Origin of the sequence: Paenibacillus sp. S02 (assembly GCF_019454065.1) — a bacterium.
Taxonomy (GTDB): Bacteria; Bacillota; Bacilli; order Paenibacillales; family Paenibacillaceae; genus Paenibacillus; species Paenibacillus polymyxa_B.
The window spans coordinates 598,003-614,229 of record NZ_CP073682.1 but is presented as its reverse complement, the minus strand read 5'-3'; the positions used below and the strand labels follow the sequence as shown (position 1 = coordinate 614,229).

General features: G+C 49.6%; 15 protein-coding genes. 2 read left to right on the top strand and 13 right to left on the bottom strand.

The genetic code is table 11. The features are described 5' to 3' along the window. Positions 1-25 precede the first annotated feature (25 nt). From KAI36_RS02745 to KAI36_RS02700, 10 genes are all read right to left on the bottom strand, one after another. Positions 26-1,102, bottom strand: coding sequence for a Gfo/Idh/MocA family protein (locus tag KAI36_RS02745; RefSeq protein WP_220026866.1), 1,077 nt, complete (start codon positions 1,100-1,102; stop codon positions 26-28). Positions 1,103-1,123: 21 nt separating this feature from the next. Continuing rightward, positions 1,124-1,264 (bottom strand): hypothetical protein, encoded by a 141-nt coding sequence (locus KAI36_RS02740; RefSeq protein ID WP_220026865.1) that lies wholly within the window; start codon positions 1,262-1,264, stop codon positions 1,124-1,126. A gap of 65 nt (positions 1,265-1,329) precedes the next feature. Then, a complete protein-coding gene (locus tag KAI36_RS02735; RefSeq protein ID WP_053324534.1) occupies positions 1,330-1,743 on the bottom strand; it encodes a DUF350 domain-containing protein in 414 nt (137 codons plus the stop codon). A 94-nt stretch (positions 1,744-1,837) separates the two neighbouring features. Further along, positions 1,838-3,271 carry a glutathionylspermidine synthase family protein gene (locus KAI36_RS02730; protein ID WP_220028030.1) on the bottom strand — a complete coding sequence of 478 codons (1,434 nt, stop codon included), beginning with the start codon at positions 3,269-3,271 and terminating at the stop codon, positions 1,838-1,840. Position 3,272: 1 nt separating this feature from the next. Beyond that, on the bottom strand, positions 3,273-3,611 hold the full coding sequence (locus KAI36_RS02725; RefSeq protein WP_220028031.1) for a hypothetical protein: 339 nt from the start codon (positions 3,609-3,611) through the stop codon (positions 3,273-3,275). Continuing rightward, complete coding sequence (locus tag KAI36_RS27080; RefSeq protein WP_258382235.1) at positions 3,611-4,168, bottom strand: hypothetical protein; 558 nt, start codon at positions 4,166-4,168, stop codon at positions 3,611-3,613. The genes KAI36_RS02725 and KAI36_RS27080 overlap by 1 nt, the downstream gene beginning before the upstream one ends. A 90-nt stretch (positions 4,169-4,258) precedes the next feature. After that, on the bottom strand, positions 4,259-5,164 hold the full coding sequence (locus KAI36_RS02715) for a M15 family metallopeptidase (RefSeq protein ID WP_220026864.1): 906 nt from the start codon (positions 5,162-5,164) through the stop codon (positions 4,259-4,261). Positions 5,165-5,315: 151 nt separating this feature from the next. Then, complete coding sequence (locus tag KAI36_RS02710) at positions 5,316-6,041, bottom strand: phosphoribosylglycinamide synthetase (RefSeq protein ID WP_220026863.1); 726 nt, start codon at positions 6,039-6,041, stop codon at positions 5,316-5,318. Between the two features lie 20 nt (positions 6,042-6,061). After that, positions 6,062-9,187 carry a DEAD/DEAH box helicase gene (locus KAI36_RS02705; RefSeq protein ID WP_220026862.1) on the bottom strand — a complete coding sequence of 1,042 codons (3,126 nt, stop codon included), beginning with the start codon at positions 9,185-9,187 and terminating at the stop codon, positions 6,062-6,064. A 180-nt stretch (positions 9,188-9,367) separates the two neighbouring features. Beyond that, positions 9,368-10,300, bottom strand: coding sequence for a helix-turn-helix transcriptional regulator (locus KAI36_RS02700; protein ID WP_220026861.1), 933 nt, complete (start codon positions 10,298-10,300; stop codon positions 9,368-9,370). A 106-nt stretch (positions 10,301-10,406) separates the two neighbouring features. On the opposite strand from KAI36_RS02700, the gene KAI36_RS02695 reads away from it, so the two are divergent. After that, entirely contained in the window at positions 10,407-10,946 is a 540-nt protein-coding gene (locus tag KAI36_RS02695; protein ID WP_220026860.1) for a dihydrofolate reductase family protein, read from the top strand. Positions 10,947-11,028: 82 nt separating this feature from the next. On the opposite strand, the gene KAI36_RS02690 is transcribed toward KAI36_RS02695, so the two are convergent. The 3 genes from KAI36_RS02690 to KAI36_RS02680 all read right to left on the bottom strand — a co-directional run bounded on the left by KAI36_RS02690 (position 11,029) and on the right by KAI36_RS02680 (position 14,202). Then, positions 11,029-12,324, bottom strand: coding sequence for an ABC transporter substrate-binding protein (locus KAI36_RS02690; protein ID WP_071639382.1), 1,296 nt, complete (start codon positions 12,322-12,324; stop codon positions 11,029-11,031). Positions 12,325-12,483: 159 nt separating this feature from the next. Next, positions 12,484-13,320 (bottom strand): carbohydrate ABC transporter permease, encoded by an 837-nt coding sequence (locus tag KAI36_RS02685; protein WP_023986791.1) that lies wholly within the window; start codon positions 13,318-13,320, stop codon positions 12,484-12,486. After that, the gene (locus KAI36_RS02680; RefSeq protein WP_029515990.1) at positions 13,321-14,202 is read right to left on the bottom strand and encodes a carbohydrate ABC transporter permease; all 882 of its coding nucleotides are present in this window, start codon (positions 14,200-14,202) and stop codon (positions 13,321-13,323) included. Between the two features lie 207 nt (positions 14,203-14,409). Between KAI36_RS02680 and KAI36_RS02675 the strand changes: the two genes are divergently transcribed. Further along, positions 14,410-16,224: a sensor histidine kinase gene (locus tag KAI36_RS02675; protein WP_220026859.1), complete on the top strand. Its 1,815-nt coding sequence runs from the start codon at positions 14,410-14,412 to the stop codon at positions 16,222-16,224. Positions 16,225-16,227 lie beyond the last annotated feature (3 nt).

Below are 16,227 nucleotides of genomic sequence, written 5' to 3'. Positions count from 1 at the left end.
ATTTCAGCGACTCCCCTCACATCCCCTACATTTCTACTAAACGTCCATTCTCTTTCCATGATTGCAGTATTTTCTCAAGTACCCACTGATTTTTGTAGCCGTCCTCGAATATGGGAGCACGATCCACAGTTTTTCCCCTTGCCAGCTCAACAAAATCTTCATAGGCCGTATGATTATAGATTACAGGGACAGCCCAAGTCTCGTATTCGGCACCCGGGTGTTCCAGGTCACGCAGCACGATGCGGATACTTTCCGGGTTATTGAGGCTGGCGTGTAGCGTACCAAGTTCTCCATAGATATCGACTTCGATATCGTGCCGTATGCCGATGGCATTTTTATGAGTGATAAAGGTTCCCACGGTATTGTCGCCTACGATGCCATGAAAGGCAGCGAGATCTTCCACATCCACTTTTACAGGCAGACTCGTGATCGGATCGAACCGCTCGGGTGTAATGGTATGTAGCAGCGCTGCGACACTTTTAAATTCACCCACCAAAAAACGGGCCAGATCAATGATATGTGAGGCTGTATCCCCCACTACTCCAGAACCAGCCTTGGCTAAATTGTGACGCCATGTATACGGATGCTGACGATATGGCGCAAATGCATCCATTAGATAACGAAATTGAATGTTATAAATTTTACCCAGCTTTTGCTCATCCAGCAGTTGCTTGGTATATTGGAAGGCCGCCCCGTAGCGATGCTTATAGTGAACCAGCAAAGGCACCGGATTCGCTGTATATAGCTTTTTCAACTGATCCGCTTCTTCCCATGTGAGAGTCAATGGTTTTTCTGCCAGAACAGCTTTGTGTTCTTCCAGCGCAATACGAATAATGTCAAAATGCACATCATTGGGTGTCAGCGACAGAATCGCATCTACCTCTGAGTCACGGATTAATGCTTCATAATGGGCGTACCGCTTGGAAGCAGGCAGTTGCAATTGTTCTCCAATGGCTTGAAGGCGATTGGGATTCACATCACTAACGGCCACAATAGATACCCCCGAGATGGTGTGCAGTGATCTCATGTGATATTCAGCGATAAGACCCAGGCCAATGATACCCATCCGAATTTGTTTGGTTGGGGAGGTGGTGGTACTCATATGTTCAGAATTCCCTTCTCTTCAATTTGGTTTGAACTCTGTAGCAAATTCCTTTTTGCTATGCAGTATCACCCGTTGCTTTGTAGAATAGTCCCCACAGGAAGTGATCGTCGCAACCTTCAATTCAACAAGCTGATGCCGGGCAGTGAATACAATGTCCATAAAAAAAGGATCTGCAGCTCCGTTGTCCGGTGTTGCAGATCCTTGGTATTCCTTCTCTATATCGACTACATCAAAAATGTACCTACCACAAAAGACACCCCGACGATGACCGAGCGCAGCAGCTGTGCCAGAGCCACATTGCCTTTGGCAATTTCCTCGCACACTTTGGTACGCGGCGTCACCAGATCAAAAATCACATAGACCAGACACAGCACTACAATGCCCACAGCCGACCAGGTCAGCATATCTAGCCATGAATGACTGCTGTACGACACCATTCCCACGATGATACACAGACCTAGCAGCTTTGCACCCATATAGATGCCTGCCGCCTCATTGCCGCGTGCGATTTCTTGATTATCGTTATAACGTGTCAGCAAGCTGAACACAAAATAACCTACGATTAAGATGGCAAACAGGATAAGCAGGCCGATACCCACATTGCCCAATGCGTTGCCCAAACTGATATGAGAGTCCAATTTTCTTCCTCCTTATGATACTTCAGGATTTTGCAAAATCCTCACTTGTGAAAATAACAGATATGTTCGAATATTGTACATTTTTTAATTCAGCTTATATAACAGGCGGATTAGGAGGTACGGTGGCAACGGCGGCGGCGCAATAGTAGGCCATATCACCTGTTACCTTTTCACCGATTCGCGGCAGGACACCCGCAAAACGTCCCCCGATCACGAATATGCCTGTCAGCACATAGCCGTGAAATAGCCCTTCCTCGGTCTGTACCTCTGCGCTCTGCATCGGCCACAGCCGCTGATAAATCTTAGGCTGTCCCTCGTAATAAGCGGCAATATGTGCGGCTTCCTCCTGCTCAGGTGTTCGTGGACCATCAGCTTGGTGAAGCAGATCAGGGTTGTCAGTCTGCGCAGGTTCAACCTCTCCCAAAGCACCTTTCAGCATCTCTTCGGATTGAGGATGTTCAATCAAGTGCGTCCCTTTACCCTCCCGACCCCATATACCTTTGGCCACATAAGGCTCTTTATTTTGCATAAACACCGAGGGTTCAAAATACGTAGGCAGCAGGTAGGTTCGTATCACCTCCAGCTCGCGATCGTCAAACAAGCGAAAACCGCAGAACTCTGGTGTCTGCTCATTGCGCTCATATAGCGACCACACGGTTGCGGTGAACCCTTTGCTCTGGGTAATGATATGCTGCGGCGGGTTGATTAATCCTATTTTCCCGTCTGCCACCATATCCATTAGCGCCTGCCCCACCTCAAGCCCCGTATCCTCTTCCCGGTCATCAATTAGATATTCCAGCGGATACAGGCGATAGAGAATGTGGATCTGCTCTCCCCGGTGATACAATCCTTCATTCGGGATAATCTCCAGTTCTTCCAAAGGCGCATAAACCACTTCAAACCCGGCTTGTTCACATAAATGCATGATATATTTGGTGTTCGTCTGATCCTCGATGTGCCAGTCATAGCAAGTGAAATACACCTTCGTTCCTAATCCCTTATTGCTATAAAAATGAATGAACTCCGTCAAGGCAGACTGAATCGCCTCGTCCATTCCAGATGAGGGTCCATGTAATGCATTGTCATCCGCCGACATTCCATCCCTACTCAGCACCTCCAGCAGCTTTCCTTCGAGATAAGCCACCTCGGGAATCCCGGTTGGGGTATCGGTGTTATTCTCTATGCACTTGATACCCGCTTCCCCCACAATCCAGTCCTGGCGGGTTATCCCATCCGGCTCGGCCTCCATTCGTGCAGCACGCAGCAAGCCCGGATGAATCCCCAACCGTTCCACCAGGTATTCATCCGGCATATAGCGCTGGACGAATTGCTGAACCTTGCGATAAATACGATGTACCGCCTCAGAAGCAGTCTGAAGCTCTGCCAGCTCGCTTTCCCGATATACCGTTAAGGCCGGCACGCAATAGGATTTGCCATACATGCGGTGATATGGGATGATACGGCTGATTTCACCCTTAAAAAGCTCATTATGTTCATAAGGCAATTGCCGAATCGTGCGCATGCTCATCTTAACCCCCAGAGAAAAAGCCACTGCGTGAACCGCTGCTGCCAAAACCGCTGTGTGAGCTGGAAGATGAGGATGAGCTTTTTCGGTAAGAACTGGAAGAAGAACGACTGCTATGGTAGGAGGAGCCCCCACTATAATAAGTCGATCCGCCATAGTAATACCCGCTGCTGCCTGAATCCCGACACGCCGTTTGTTCCGATACAGGTAGCTCATCGCAGTCATAATAATCGTCGTCACCGCAACCCGTCAGAGCGGCCGGGACAGCCAACATCAGGGCAAAGGCCGCCATCCGTGTACGAGAGCCGGGCTTGGATTTCATTTTTCCCCAAGAGTGCTCCATCACAGATCGACCTCCTTCACAAACAGATGTACCTTTTTCAGCTGAGGGTCCAGTACCGAATATATAAATTCATATGTTTTGCCACCCAGTACTGTATAGTGATCTAATAGCCGTTGGGCCAACTCCAAGGTAAATACCGAGCCTTCCCGCTGATCCATACTACGGAATGCAGGTTCATGCCATATCCAGTACATTGCACTGTATGTGGAAGTGTAACCTCCCTCACTGGCAAGCACGAGGTCTGTGATGGACGCACCGTAAGGCTTTGCACGTTCCCCTGTAAATTCAGTCACATAGACGGAATGATCCGTATGTTCCTCACTTTCATTCGAGATATGCGACCATAGTTTGTCATAAAGACGCGTAGCGTCTACAAGCTTGCGTAGAAACAGCTCATCTCCCGATACGGATTCCCGTGTCAGGCTGCGCAGTTCCTTTTGAGTGTCTTCCGACCATTCGCGATACGTTAATGAATAATAAATGATGATTCCCTTCCCTTCCTGTACGCTTCTGTCATGAGGTTTGCAACAAATCAAAGCGCTTATGTCGTCGTTCACTATACGAGATTCTACCTTGAAAAGGTTCAATTTGGAAGAAAAACACGACAAAAAGCCGCAATCTCTAGGATTACGGCTTGGTTTTCACTGCTACAGCTTGATATTGTTCTCGTCGAAATATTCCTCCAGCGTCATTCCCTGCTTGGCTACATCCTCCGCAATGTCTATTCCCACATAACGGATATGCCAAGGCTCGTACACATAGCCGGTTATATCTTCCTTCCCCTTCATATAACGAATAATAAATCCGTACTCCGGTGCATGTTTTTCCAGCCATTCGCCTTCCTTGGAAGCTCCGAAGGACTGCTCCAGCACATTACCCACGCTTGGACTGGATACATCAATGGACAAACCTGTCTGATGCTCACTCGTACCCGGTACAGCGCTAACTTTAGAGGCATATTCCTGCCCCTTTGTCTTTACATTGTTGTTGAAAATAGATACCTGACGCTTATAGGAACGGTATCCCGATACCGCACGCAGCTCAATGCCGTCTTTTTCCGCACCGTCGAACAGCTTCTCCAGTGCCTCTGCCGCTTCCTTACGCAAATGCCGCTTTTCATGCGGTCCCTCGAAGGAAAATGGCACCTGCGGCTCCACCAGGTCATCGGGGACATAGCCTACAGGCAAGCTGCGCTTTTTGTTCACAACGACTGTATCAGAAGTCGCATTGGTGACGATCGCGGTTCCATCCTCTTCCTTAACCGTGGCTTGCAGCGCACTCTGGCTCCGCAACGCCATCACAGGGTCGGCCTGTCCACTTTCTGTATCCGCAGAGGCTTGTCCAGCGCTAGTGCTGCCATTGCCCGCATCCGGCTGGGCGGAAGGCTGTACATTCTCCTGTACCGCTGTAGATGACTTCAACGGCTCGCTTTCCTGTCCACCTGATCCTCCCTGCTGGCAGGCTGCCAGTAATAGACCTGGCAGGATCAGCCCTGGAATGAGCGCTTTGGTCCAGCGCTTAGATGCTCGCGTCTGTTGTATATGTCGTTTCATGCTGGTATCTCCTCCAATATTGCAATTGATGCATGACTTGCCGTCACTTTTCCGTTTCCCCATTGTAACTGAACTTTTGGCACTCTTCGAAGCCATTATCCCGTTCGATGAAGGCGAATAGACTCGAAAAAGGAAGTATATACCCGAATTGTTACGGAGTATGACGTTTTTGCGGGATTGCAGCTCGGGCCCGCTCGGCTACCCGTTCACGTATGAGTTTCAATGCCTCTTCCGCACGGGGTAAACCCGGCAGCAAAGCCATAATATCCGCTTCCTTCTTAGGAGCAAGCTTCTGCGGCAGACGAATCTCAATCGCGTGAAAGCCCGCACCGGGACGATGCAATGCTCCTTCTGCCGCAGACTCTGCAATCCATTCGCTAATCGCTGCCGATCCGCTGCGTCCGCCTTCCTGCCGTGAGGTAGACTCAAGCGCGGGGGATGTCCCCTGCACATGGGATAACTCTCCAGCCCAAGCACTAAATATGTACTCCAGCAGCTCTTCCCGCGACATTCCGATCAGTTCCAGACAGGTCTGCGGCTCGCTTTCCAGACCGGCTTGAAGAGCTTTCTTCACATCGTCGACTACACCCACGCCATCCTCCATGCTGGAAGTGGCTGTCTCAGCTGCTAGCTGAACGATCTCATCCAGCGATAGACAGGTTTCCCCTTGCAAAAAACGGTAGATGTCCAAAGGATCTGCTTTTAGCTGCTCCAGCCATGCCTTCCGCTGTTCGGGGTTCAGTACAGGCGCTGGGCCAGTCCATTGGACAGCATGTGTGGAAGGTACACCCGTTGATTCGCCTTCCAACCCATTTCCGTCTAATTCCGCTATCCATTGACCGTCAGTTACTTTTAGCTTCACTCGCGGCCTCGTCATCGCCTTCATCCTTTCTCTGCTCACTCAATCCATACATCATTTTGCAACGCAATCAGACCGCGCAATTCATCATCAGACATTTCGGTGAGCCAATGTTCACCGGAGCCGACAACCTGCTCGGAAAGTGCCTTTTTGCTCTCAATCAGCTCGTCGATCCGCTCCTCCAGTGTACCTTGGCAAATCAGCTTATGCACTTGTACATTGCGGCTTTGACCAATACGGAATACGCGGTCCGTCGCCTGGTTTTCCACTGCAGGATTCCACCAGCGGTCATAGTGAATGACATGGCTGGCGCGTGTCAGGTTAAGGCCCACGCCACCTGCACGCAGGGAAAGTACGAATATATTCGGTCCTTCTCCCTGCTGGAAGTTGTGAACAATCTCATCACGTCTGGTTTTCGCCAGTCCTCCATGCAGAAAATACGGCTCTTCCCCGAAGATTTTGGCCAAACGAGAGACCAGCAATTCTCCCATCGACACATATTGGGTGAATATCAGCGCCGATTCGCCGTTCTCGCGAATCGTCTCTACCAATTCCAGCAGTCGCTCCATTTTGCCCGAGTTTTCAGTTTTACCACTATCAGCCCGACCCGGAATGATCAAACCCGGATGGTCACAAATCTGCTTCAACTTGGTCAGTGAAGACAGAACAAGCCCTTTGCGAGCCATACCGATCTGCCCATCCAGTGTTCCCAATAATTGATCCACCACGCCCCGATACAATCCGGCCTGCTCTGGTGTCAGTACACAGTAGGATTTCAACTCCAGCTTCTCTGGCAAATCCTTGCGTATATCCGGGTCGCTTTTGAGTCGACGCAGCATGAACGGGGAGACGAGGCGATGAAGCTCACGCAACGCGGATCCCCGCTCCTCTCCCGCCAGACTGTACCGTTGGCGGAACGAAGACGCCGTACCGAGGTAACCTGGATTCAGGAATTGAAAAATAGACCACAGTTCGCTCAGCCGATTTTCTACCGGAGTACCTGTCATGGCAATCCGGTGTGGTGCAGATAGCTTCATGACGCTTTGTGCTTGCTTTGTTCGTGCATTTTTTATATATTGCGCCTCATCCAACACGATGGAGGACCAGTATACCGCAGATAAATCGCTGCCGTCCCGGCCCGCCAAATGATAGGTAGTGAGGACGATATCATACTCACGTACACTTTCCTGAAACAGCTCGCCGTGGAGTCGCTGGTTGCCATGGTGAATATACAGCGACAAATCCGGTGAAAAGCGCTTCAACTCGCGCTGCCAGTTGCCGAGCAAGGACGTCGGACAGATGATCAACGCCGGACGTTGATCATCTGCGCCGATGCCACCGTCGAGCAGGCAGGTGATGACCTGAATCGTTTTACCAAGCCCCATGTCGTCCGCAAGGCAGACGCCAAAGCCCAATCCGCGCATTGCAGCCAGCCATTGAAAGCCACGCTCTTGATAGGGCCGTAATGCGCCATGCAGCGTCTCCGGCACAGGCCGCGGCTCTACCGAACGGAGTACGCCGCCCTCAGCCAAAGACGCAAGCAATCCGGCGGATTCCGCGCCAAAGATGGACAAGCCTTTCCATGAGGCCTCGCCTGCACTTTCATTTTCTGCAGCTAGATGCATCCATTCGGACAAGCTCATTTCACCGTTTTCCCCGCGCTTGATAAAACGCAGCACCTGACGAATTTCCTTGGGATCGACCTCGATCCATTCCCCTCCGAGACGTACATACGGCAAATTGGCCGCGACGATGCTTTCCAGTTCCTCCATCGTCAAAGTCGTATCACCCAGCACAGCCTCGGCATCAAACGAAATCATGCGGCTAATGCCGACAGACGATGTATCGGCAATCACACCATCTGGCTTGGCACCCTGCTCTGTCGAACGCATTTTGAGCCGCAAGCCTGCACGTCTTCGGCCCTCCCGGCTCCAGCGTGAAGGCATTTGCACGGTGATACCGTTCTTTTGTAATGCGGGAACGGCTTCCGTCAGGAAGCGGAAGAACAACTCTGGCTCCAGTGTCAGCCCCTCGGGATAAGGACGGTTCAACGCTTCTTGCAATATAGGTGCCGCTTCAGCCGCCTGTCCGAGCCTCATTAGCAGTTGCGCCTGCACTTGACGATATACAATTCCGCCTCGAACCAGATCACGTTCAGGATGCGCCCACAGTGCCAGAGCAGGCAGTCGCAACCCCGGCTCAGCATCGCTTTCTGCCCAAAAGGTAATGCGCCATTCCTTCACACTCTCTTCCAGCGAAGGCTCCAAACGAAGGCACAACCGCAGTTGCCCTTCTGTCGGCTCCTTGTCTTCCCGTTCCGTGACAGGCATTGCGCTCCCCTCAAGAGAAGAAGCTTGAATCACCAGCTCCTCCATCTCCGCGGGCGTTCCCTGAATCGCCACCGGCCGGGAACCTGTCAGCAGACTGTTCCACCACAGCTCTGCCAGCGGCGATCCTCCGCGCCGATACTCTGCGCGATATCGGCCCAGCTCACGGTCTGATGCTGCCAGCACCGCGGTCGTTTCCGCATGGATGACCGCACACAAGAAGGAGTACAGCACGATTCCGGCTGCATCCTCGCGTGTTTCAGGCTCCTTGCCCGCAAAAACGGCCGGAGCCGCCATACAAACAGCCGGCATTGCAGCAGCCAGCTCATAAAAGCGCCGTATGTCCTCCTCTTGACACAGTCGAGGAATCCACACCCCGACAGCCGCTTCCGGACCACGACGGCGCGGTCCCGATGGACGCGCCTCTGTAAGCGATGGCGCAATTTCGCCCCGCTGCATCAGCTCTAGCGCGAAATAAGCAGCTTTTTGCCAATATTGCATTTCCTCGCCCAGCGTAATGCCCGATGCCGCACAGCCCTTCTCGTCCATGCGGGTCAGCAGTGCCATCGTCTCGCGCGGTTCCAGCGACAGCCCCTCCAATGTACGCCCCAGCATGGAACGTCTTTTGCCACCTCTGCCCGCGGTTTCCACACGAGCAGTGTTCGGTATCCGTACCTCAGCAAGACGCAACGCAGCCTGCCGAAACGGCCGAAGGTCTCCCTTTAGCGTCAGCCTGCGAATTACACTGCTCCACGCATCGATACGTGGTTCCGACGTCTCACCAGAAAAGCAAAAAAACACATCTCCGAGCCATATTCCATAAAGCGGTTGATTCATATCTGTCTCCCGTCCAGCCTTTTGAATTATTACTCTTCATCATATACGAAAACGGGCTCTTTTCAAAACTTTATCACAAAAATAAATGGAAAGTCATAAGTTAATAACCTTAAATATTCATGTGGTTAACTATAAAAGGGGAGTCCGAAAAGCCATGGAAATGGCTATGGATACTCTCTCCTATTCGTCATCCTCCTTCAGATAAGGGTTCAGGCTGTCTTGCAACAGTTGCTTGACCTGTACTCGCAGTTCTTTGGGATATACGACCTCGGCCTCTGGCCCGTATTTTAGTAAAAGTCGGGACACATATCTAAACTCTTCGACCGGAATATATCCCTGCCATTCCTGACTCTTCCCTTCGTGATGGGAAACATTTTGGAAGAGAGCATCTGATCCGGCCAGCCTGGCACCCAATGCGGTAAATTTTATTTTGGACGGAATTCCTATACGGGAATCCTCCGAAGCCAACCATTCCTGAAGCGTGGGAAGGCTGTCCAAGGTTTCGTCCAGCATCGTTATTGTGATCACCCGATCTGAACGGTACAGAATGATGCGGTCTCTGCTATGCGCTGGCATGTACCAATATCCGTGATCAAAATACAGTCCAATCGGATATACTTCGGTCCACTTTTCACCGGAAGCGGAGCGGTAATGCATGTTCACCCGGCGCTTATTCAGCGCAGCCTCCAAAATGATTGAGGTGTAGGGTGACTCTGAGTGAGTGGGGAGCATACGAAAAGAAATGTATTCCTTTAATTGATCAATACTGTCCTGCACATCCTGTGGAAGCTCGGCATAATAATGCTCGGATAAATGCCCACGAACCGAGCCAAAAGGGATATCTGGAATGTTCTCCAACAGTTGCAGCATGAGAAAAAGACCCAGAGCCTCGTCGCGGGCAAAATGAAGGGGAGGAAGAAGCCGATTGGGGAGTGCCCGATACCCGCCATGAGGACCCATTTCGGTATAAAGGGGTAACCCGGTCTGCTGCAAATAGTCGAGATCTCTTTGTATCGTCCTGACGGAGACACCAAAACGTTCAGCCAGCTCACGCGCCGTATATTTTTTTCGGGAATCCAGTATCCTCATAAGAGCAATTCTGCGTTCGTTCATAAGGTACCCCTCTAATCAAGAATTAATTTAAAATGACCGTTTAACTACGACATACTATGTCATAAATACATTGTAACATTAGGAAATAGAAAGGAGTGAATGAACTATGGAGGATTTGAAATCAAATGCAGTTGTGCTGTATATTGCCATGAGTCTCGACGGGTATATAGCTTTGCCGGACGGTTCGGTGGACTGGCTGTATGATGTTAAGGGTGATGGCGGGGACAATGGATATGCCGACTTTTACGACACCGTAGGTACAGTGCTGATGGGCAGGCTGACGTATGAGGAAGTGTTGAAGCTCTCAGATGATTTCCCTTATGCTGGCAAGCCATGTTATGTGCTCACACGAGCATTAACGGAGCAACAGCAAGCGCCACATGTTACATTTACGGACGAAGCTCTGACTGAACTGGTTCCACGTCTACAAGAACAATCGGAAGGTGCGGTGTGGCTAGTCGGTGGAGGCCAGTTAGTCCAGGACTTCTTACAAGCTGGACTGCTGGAGAAGGCTATCATTGCGATCATTCCCAAAGTGCTTGGACAAGGAATACCGTTATTTCCAGAAGGAACGCTGCCAAGTACGTTTAAGCTTAAAGAAATAGAACACCGCGGGGATATCGCTCTGCTCCATTACCATATATAATTTTGTTTACAGAAAAGCCTTCATATTTCAGGATCATGCAATCTCCCTGAAATATGAAGGCTTTATCGCGTGCTTTTGTTCATTATTTGGTCTTCAAATTATCCCATGTTCTCTGGAAATCCTCGAATAGCTTCCCAGCATCCGATTTACCTGCCACATAGGCTTGCATCTGACTTCCGAATTCTTGCTGTGCTCCTTCAGGATAGCGGCTAAAGAACCAGCCCAACAGTTTGTTTTCCTTACTGTATTTCACCACTTCAGCACCCAATTGGCCCATATCAGCCTCTGCCCCTTCGATGCTCTTGAACGCTGGAATAAACTTGAATTCCTTGGTGATATACTTTTTACCTTGCTCGGATGTCACCATCCAGTTTAAGAACTCTTTCGCCTCGGGTTTGACAGACGAATTTTTATTAACCACCCAGTTGTTGGCGACACCTACAAACAGCTTATCTCCAGCTGTTGCGTCTTCACCAATCGGCATAGGCAAAATCCCCAAATTCAGCTTCGGATTAATACCATCAATTTGGACCTGAGTCCAGTTCCCTTGCTGCATCATGGCAGCCTTGCCAGTGGCGAAATTCGTTACCTGCGTGTTGTAATCGGTCGTGAGTGGCTTCGAATTGCCATACTTCAGTGTCAGATCAAACAGCTTAACCCACTCGGCGAATACAGCGTTGCCCGGAATCTTTGCAGTTCCATCATTCAGTCCCTTGACGAAGGCCGAAGGGTCCGGCTGATTGGCAAATGCCACGTTTAGCAAATGATTGCCCAGCACCCAAAACTCCTGATATCCATTAGAAAATGGAGTAATCCCTGCAGCTTGGAGCTTTTGCGCAGCTCCCTCCAGTTCGGACAATGTTTTAGGGGTCTCCGTAATCCCCGCCTTCTTGAACAAATCCTTGTTATAAATAAAGCCGTACCCCTCCAGATTCATCGGCTGGCCATACAGCTTGCCGTCTTTGGTCATCGGCTCTTTGGCGACATCCACCACATCGCCAACCCAAGGCTGGTCAGACAGGTCCTCCAAATACTCCAGCCACGTATCCAGCTCACGGTAACCTCCTACGTTAAAAATATCCGGCTGCTCCCCAGAGGCGAACTTCGCCTTTAACGCCGCACCATAGTCACTGCCCCCGCCCACGGTCTGAATATCGAGCTTGATGCCCGGATGAGATGCTTCGTATTCCGCTTTCATGCGATTCAGCGCTTCTGCAATCTCTACCTTAAACTGAAAAATGTGAATTGTTTTTTCCTTCACTTCCTCTTTGCCTGCGTTTTGTCCGCCACTGCTGTTACAACCTGCCAAAACCAGGGCAAAGGCCGCGAGAAGCAAGATGAGTGCTTGAGCTTTCTTTTTAAAAGTATGCGTTTTCATTTTCATGTTCCTTTCTATTCTAAATTCATATCAGATGAACTCGAAAAATTCATGTGGAAACGGAGCAAACGGAAAACGGAATGGTGCTGAACAAGCGATAGTAAGCACCATCCGTTTGCGTAGTGGCACACCATGTACATTTTCAGCTCATCGCCACACTCAACCTTTGACCGAGCCAGCCATAATACCTTGAATAATATATTTTTGCATGGCCAGAAAGAATACGATGACTGGCAAGATACCCAGCACCAGAGCAGGCAATGCTAAATCCCACTGCTTCGTGTATTGTCCGAAAAAGGCATAGGTCGCAATCGGAATCGTGCGCAGTTCAGCCTTTTGCAGTACCAGAGAAGGCAGGAGATAATCATTCCAAATCCAGAGCGTATTTAAAATAATAACAGTTACCATCATCGGTAGCATCAACGGATACACAATTCGGAAAAACACTCCGTAAGGCGTACAGCCGTCCACCGTAGCTGCTTCTTCCACCTCGACTGGTACACCTTTGACGAATCCATGAAAGAGAAAGATCGACATAGGGGCTCCGAATCCCAGATAACAGATTACCAGACCACTTATACTGTTCATTAAGTCCAGTGTACTTACAACCTTGACCAAAGGAATCATCACCGATTGAAAAGGAATAACCATGGCAGCTACGAACAGGCTGAACAACACTCGATTATAACGCGTCGGACGCCGGACCATTCGGTAAGCAGCCATTGAGCTGATCAGTACGAGCAGTAGATTACTAATTACTGTAACCACGAGTGAATTCCATAAAGCTTCGGGAAAACGCGTGATACTCCACGCTCTAGCGTAGTTGCTCCATACAAAGGTTTGTGGCCAGGCCGCAGAATCGGTGAGCAGGTCACCAAAGCTTTTGACCGAATTCACGAATAAAAAGTAAAACGGGACGAGGAATAACAATGCGACGAGGATCATCACCATCTCGGTCGCCCATGTTCCAAAGCGGTAGCGCTTGCTTGTTTCCATTTACGCTTCCACCTCCCGACTTTTCGTCAGTCGTACCTGAAGGCTCGTAACCAGAGCAACAATGATAAAGAAAATGAGTGCTTTAGCTGTTCCCAGCCCATAACGATTATTCACAAACGCTTCATTGTAAATATTGAGTGCAACTGACTCTGTGGACCCGAAGGGACCGCCCTTGGTCAGTGACAAATTGAGATCGAACATTTTGAATGACCATGATATCGCCAGGAAAAGACATACCGTAACGGCAGGCATGATCAAAGGAAGTATAATCGACCGCAAAATTTGCATCCGGCTTGCTCCGTCAATTTCAGCTGCTTCCAGCATATCGCGGGGCACATTGGTCAGGGAAGAGATGTAAATAACCATCAAATACCCGGCAGTTTGCCAGATAAACACGATTACAATGCCCCAGAAGGCCGTGATCTCATCTCCCAACCAGGACAGATTGAAGAAGGACAAGTTCGTGCTCTCTCCGATTGCTGCAAATCCCTTGACGAAAATAAACTGCCAGATAAAGCCCAGCAACAGACCTCCGATCACATTGGGCATAAAAAAGATGGTCCTTAGTACATTTTTTGTTTTCAGCGGTTTGGTTAGAAAATACGCCAGCAGAAAGCCAAAAATATTCGCAGCCACCACTCCTACCACCGTAAAACGGACCGTAAACCAGAACGCTGTCCCAAATTTGTCATCATTCCATAAAATGTGACTGAAATTATCCAGCCCGACCCACTTTGCCTGATTGGCTACCCCATTCCACTCTGTAAAAGAATAGTACATTCCAAGCATGAAAGGGATTACAATAATGATAACGAAAAATAACGTCGAGGGCCCTACAAAAATCCATTGCTGGAGCCATTGCGACGACTTGGCGCGATTCAAACCGATCCCCCCTTTGTTGTTCTATTGGTGTCTGGAACGCTCCCTTACGGCTTTCTTTCAGCAGCATGATGCTTGGGCCGTACGGATATGCGATTCACATGTTCATTATGTCGAATAAGCGCTCTCGAGAACACGTAGGATCGTGAACCATTAGGGGGGAAAATATTGACCTCTGGCTCAACTTGAATTGTGAAAGGAGCTCACTGCATGAAATTTCACAGCATTCGTTCCCGCCTGATCTGGTTTTTGCTCATTGCCGTCACTCTGCCGCTGCTGCTGTCGATGACAATGACCTTCGTTCTCACCAAGCAATCCTTGCGTGAGCAGGCCACACAAGAAAATGAACGGCTTATCTTTCAGGGAATTACGAATCTGGATAACTATTTACAGGGGCTGAATCGCGCGTCCATCGGAGTCTATAATGACCCTCATTTTCTGCGTAATCTGGCCAAAATCCCTGATGATTACCGGGCCGTCGCTGAAATTTACACTACGCTGCAAACGATGATGAATGCTTCGTCAGGCATTGACCAAGTGTATTTGCATTCTTTTGAGGCGGGGCAATCGACGTTGATTACCAGTACAGTCCCTCTACGGGAATTCCGGCTGGAGCCCTTTACCGGTTCTATTCATTACGGCCCTTCCGGACTATTCATACAGCCTTCGCACATGAAGCATTTGTACGGCTTTTCGGCGGTCTCCTATGCGGAGCACAGCACAGAGCGGCAGGTATTTACACTTCACCGGGCGATTCGGAACATTCCTGCCTCAGAGACGCTTGGGGTACTCGCTATAGATGTTGATCTGGAGCCGCTGCGCAGTATTTGCCGTCAATTGTATGATGCGGATACAGAGGAGCTGTTTTTGATCGATCGGAACGGAACAATCATATATAGCGGAAAAGAAGCAGCGATTGGAACACACTGGAAGGAATCTGACCTGCTCAATCGAATTTCTAAAGAAGGCGAGCACGGAGTGATTGAGGATGATACGGCACTGCACGTGTATGGCAAGCTGGATGCCAACCTGTCAGGCTGGACGCTCGTCAAGAAAATTCCACATCGTACGCTGTATATACGGGCTACCCGCCTGACTCAGATCAATGCGGTCATTACAGGCGCAGCGTTGCTACTCGTCATTGTTGCCACGTTATGGATTTCGATAAAAATCACGGAACCTATTAAGCGACTGACTCGCTACATAAACCAGATTCAGTCCGGTCAACTGGATGTAGACATTCGGGCCATGAGTAACGATGAGATCGGAGTACTGTCGCGCCGTTTCAGACAGATGATGGATACCATCAATAACCTCATTTTGCGGGAATACAAGCTGGAGCTGGCTAATAAGACACATCAATTGAAAGCGCTTCAAGCACAGATTAATCCTCACTTTTTATATAATACGCTACAGTCTATTGGAACCCTGGCTCTACAGCATGAGGTGCCGCGAATTTATTCTCTGCTCTCTTCCCTTGCCAAAATGCTGCGTTATAATATGCGGGACCATACGGTCGTAACACTTAAGGAAGAAGCCGAACATGTAAAACAATATCTTGATTTACAAAAGGAACGCTTCGGTGAGCAATTAGAGGTCACTTACCAGTGGGAACATGAGGTCCTGAATGATCGGGTGCCTAAAATGATTCTCCAACCGTTGGTGGAAAACTACTTTAAACACGGTGCCGATCCCCGGCTGGGACCCGGTGAAATTCGCATTACAGGCAGCCGAATCCGGGAAAGCATTGTGAAAATAACAGTGGAAAATAACGGAACTTCCATTCGGCAGGCCGAGTTGGAGCAGCTCCAGCATATGTTAAAACGTCCGCTGAAAGCCTACGAGGAGCCGGACACTAGCGAGCAGGACTCCATTGGCCTTCGTAATGTTCTATTGCGTATTCAGCTTCACTCGGAGGATGGTTCTAACACCCTGTGCGTAGACAACATTCTGCCTCATGGCGTCCGTTATACACTCGAAATTCGTACTGAAGTCCCTACGGAAATTCATATTAAGGGAGAGTGATCT

Excerpts from the sequence above, each read along its gene's own strand:
- KAI36_RS02745 (WP_220026866.1), bottom strand. The coding sequence starts at position 1,102 with ATGAGTACCACCACCTCCCCAACCAAACAAATTCGGATGGGTATCATT.
- KAI36_RS02740 (WP_220026865.1), bottom strand. The coding sequence starts at position 1,264 with ATGGACATTGTATTCACTGCCCGGCATCAGCTTGTTGAATTGAAGGTT.
- KAI36_RS02730 (WP_220028030.1), bottom strand. The coding sequence starts at position 3,271 with ATGAGCATGCGCACGATTCGGCAATTGCCTTATGAACATAATGAGCTT.
- KAI36_RS02725 (WP_220028031.1), bottom strand. The coding sequence starts at position 3,611 with ATGGAGCACTCTTGGGGAAAAATGAAATCCAAGCCCGGCTCTCGTACA.
- KAI36_RS02715 (WP_220026864.1), bottom strand. The coding sequence starts at position 5,164 with ATGAAACGACATATACAACAGACGCGAGCATCTAAGCGCTGGACCAAA.
- KAI36_RS02710 (WP_220026863.1), bottom strand. The coding sequence starts at position 6,041 with ATGACGAGGCCGCGAGTGAAGCTAAAAGTAACTGACGGTCAATGGATA.
- KAI36_RS02705 (WP_220026862.1), bottom strand. The coding sequence starts at position 9,187 with ATGAATCAACCGCTTTATGGAATATGGCTCGGAGATGTGTTTTTTTGC.
- KAI36_RS02700 (WP_220026861.1), bottom strand. The coding sequence starts at position 10,300 with ATGAACGAACGCAGAATTGCTCTTATGAGGATACTGGATTCCCGAAAA.
- KAI36_RS02695 (WP_220026860.1), top strand. The coding sequence starts at position 10,407 with ATGGAGGATTTGAAATCAAATGCAGTTGTGCTGTATATTGCCATGAGT.
- KAI36_RS02690 (WP_071639382.1), bottom strand. The coding sequence starts at position 12,324 with ATGAAAACGCATACTTTTAAAAAGAAAGCTCAAGCACTCATCTTGCTT.
- KAI36_RS02685 (WP_023986791.1), bottom strand. The coding sequence starts at position 13,320 with ATGGAAACAAGCAAGCGCTACCGCTTTGGAACATGGGCGACCGAGATG.
- KAI36_RS02675 (WP_220026859.1), top strand. The coding sequence starts at position 14,410 with ATGAAATTTCACAGCATTCGTTCCCGCCTGATCTGGTTTTTGCTCATT.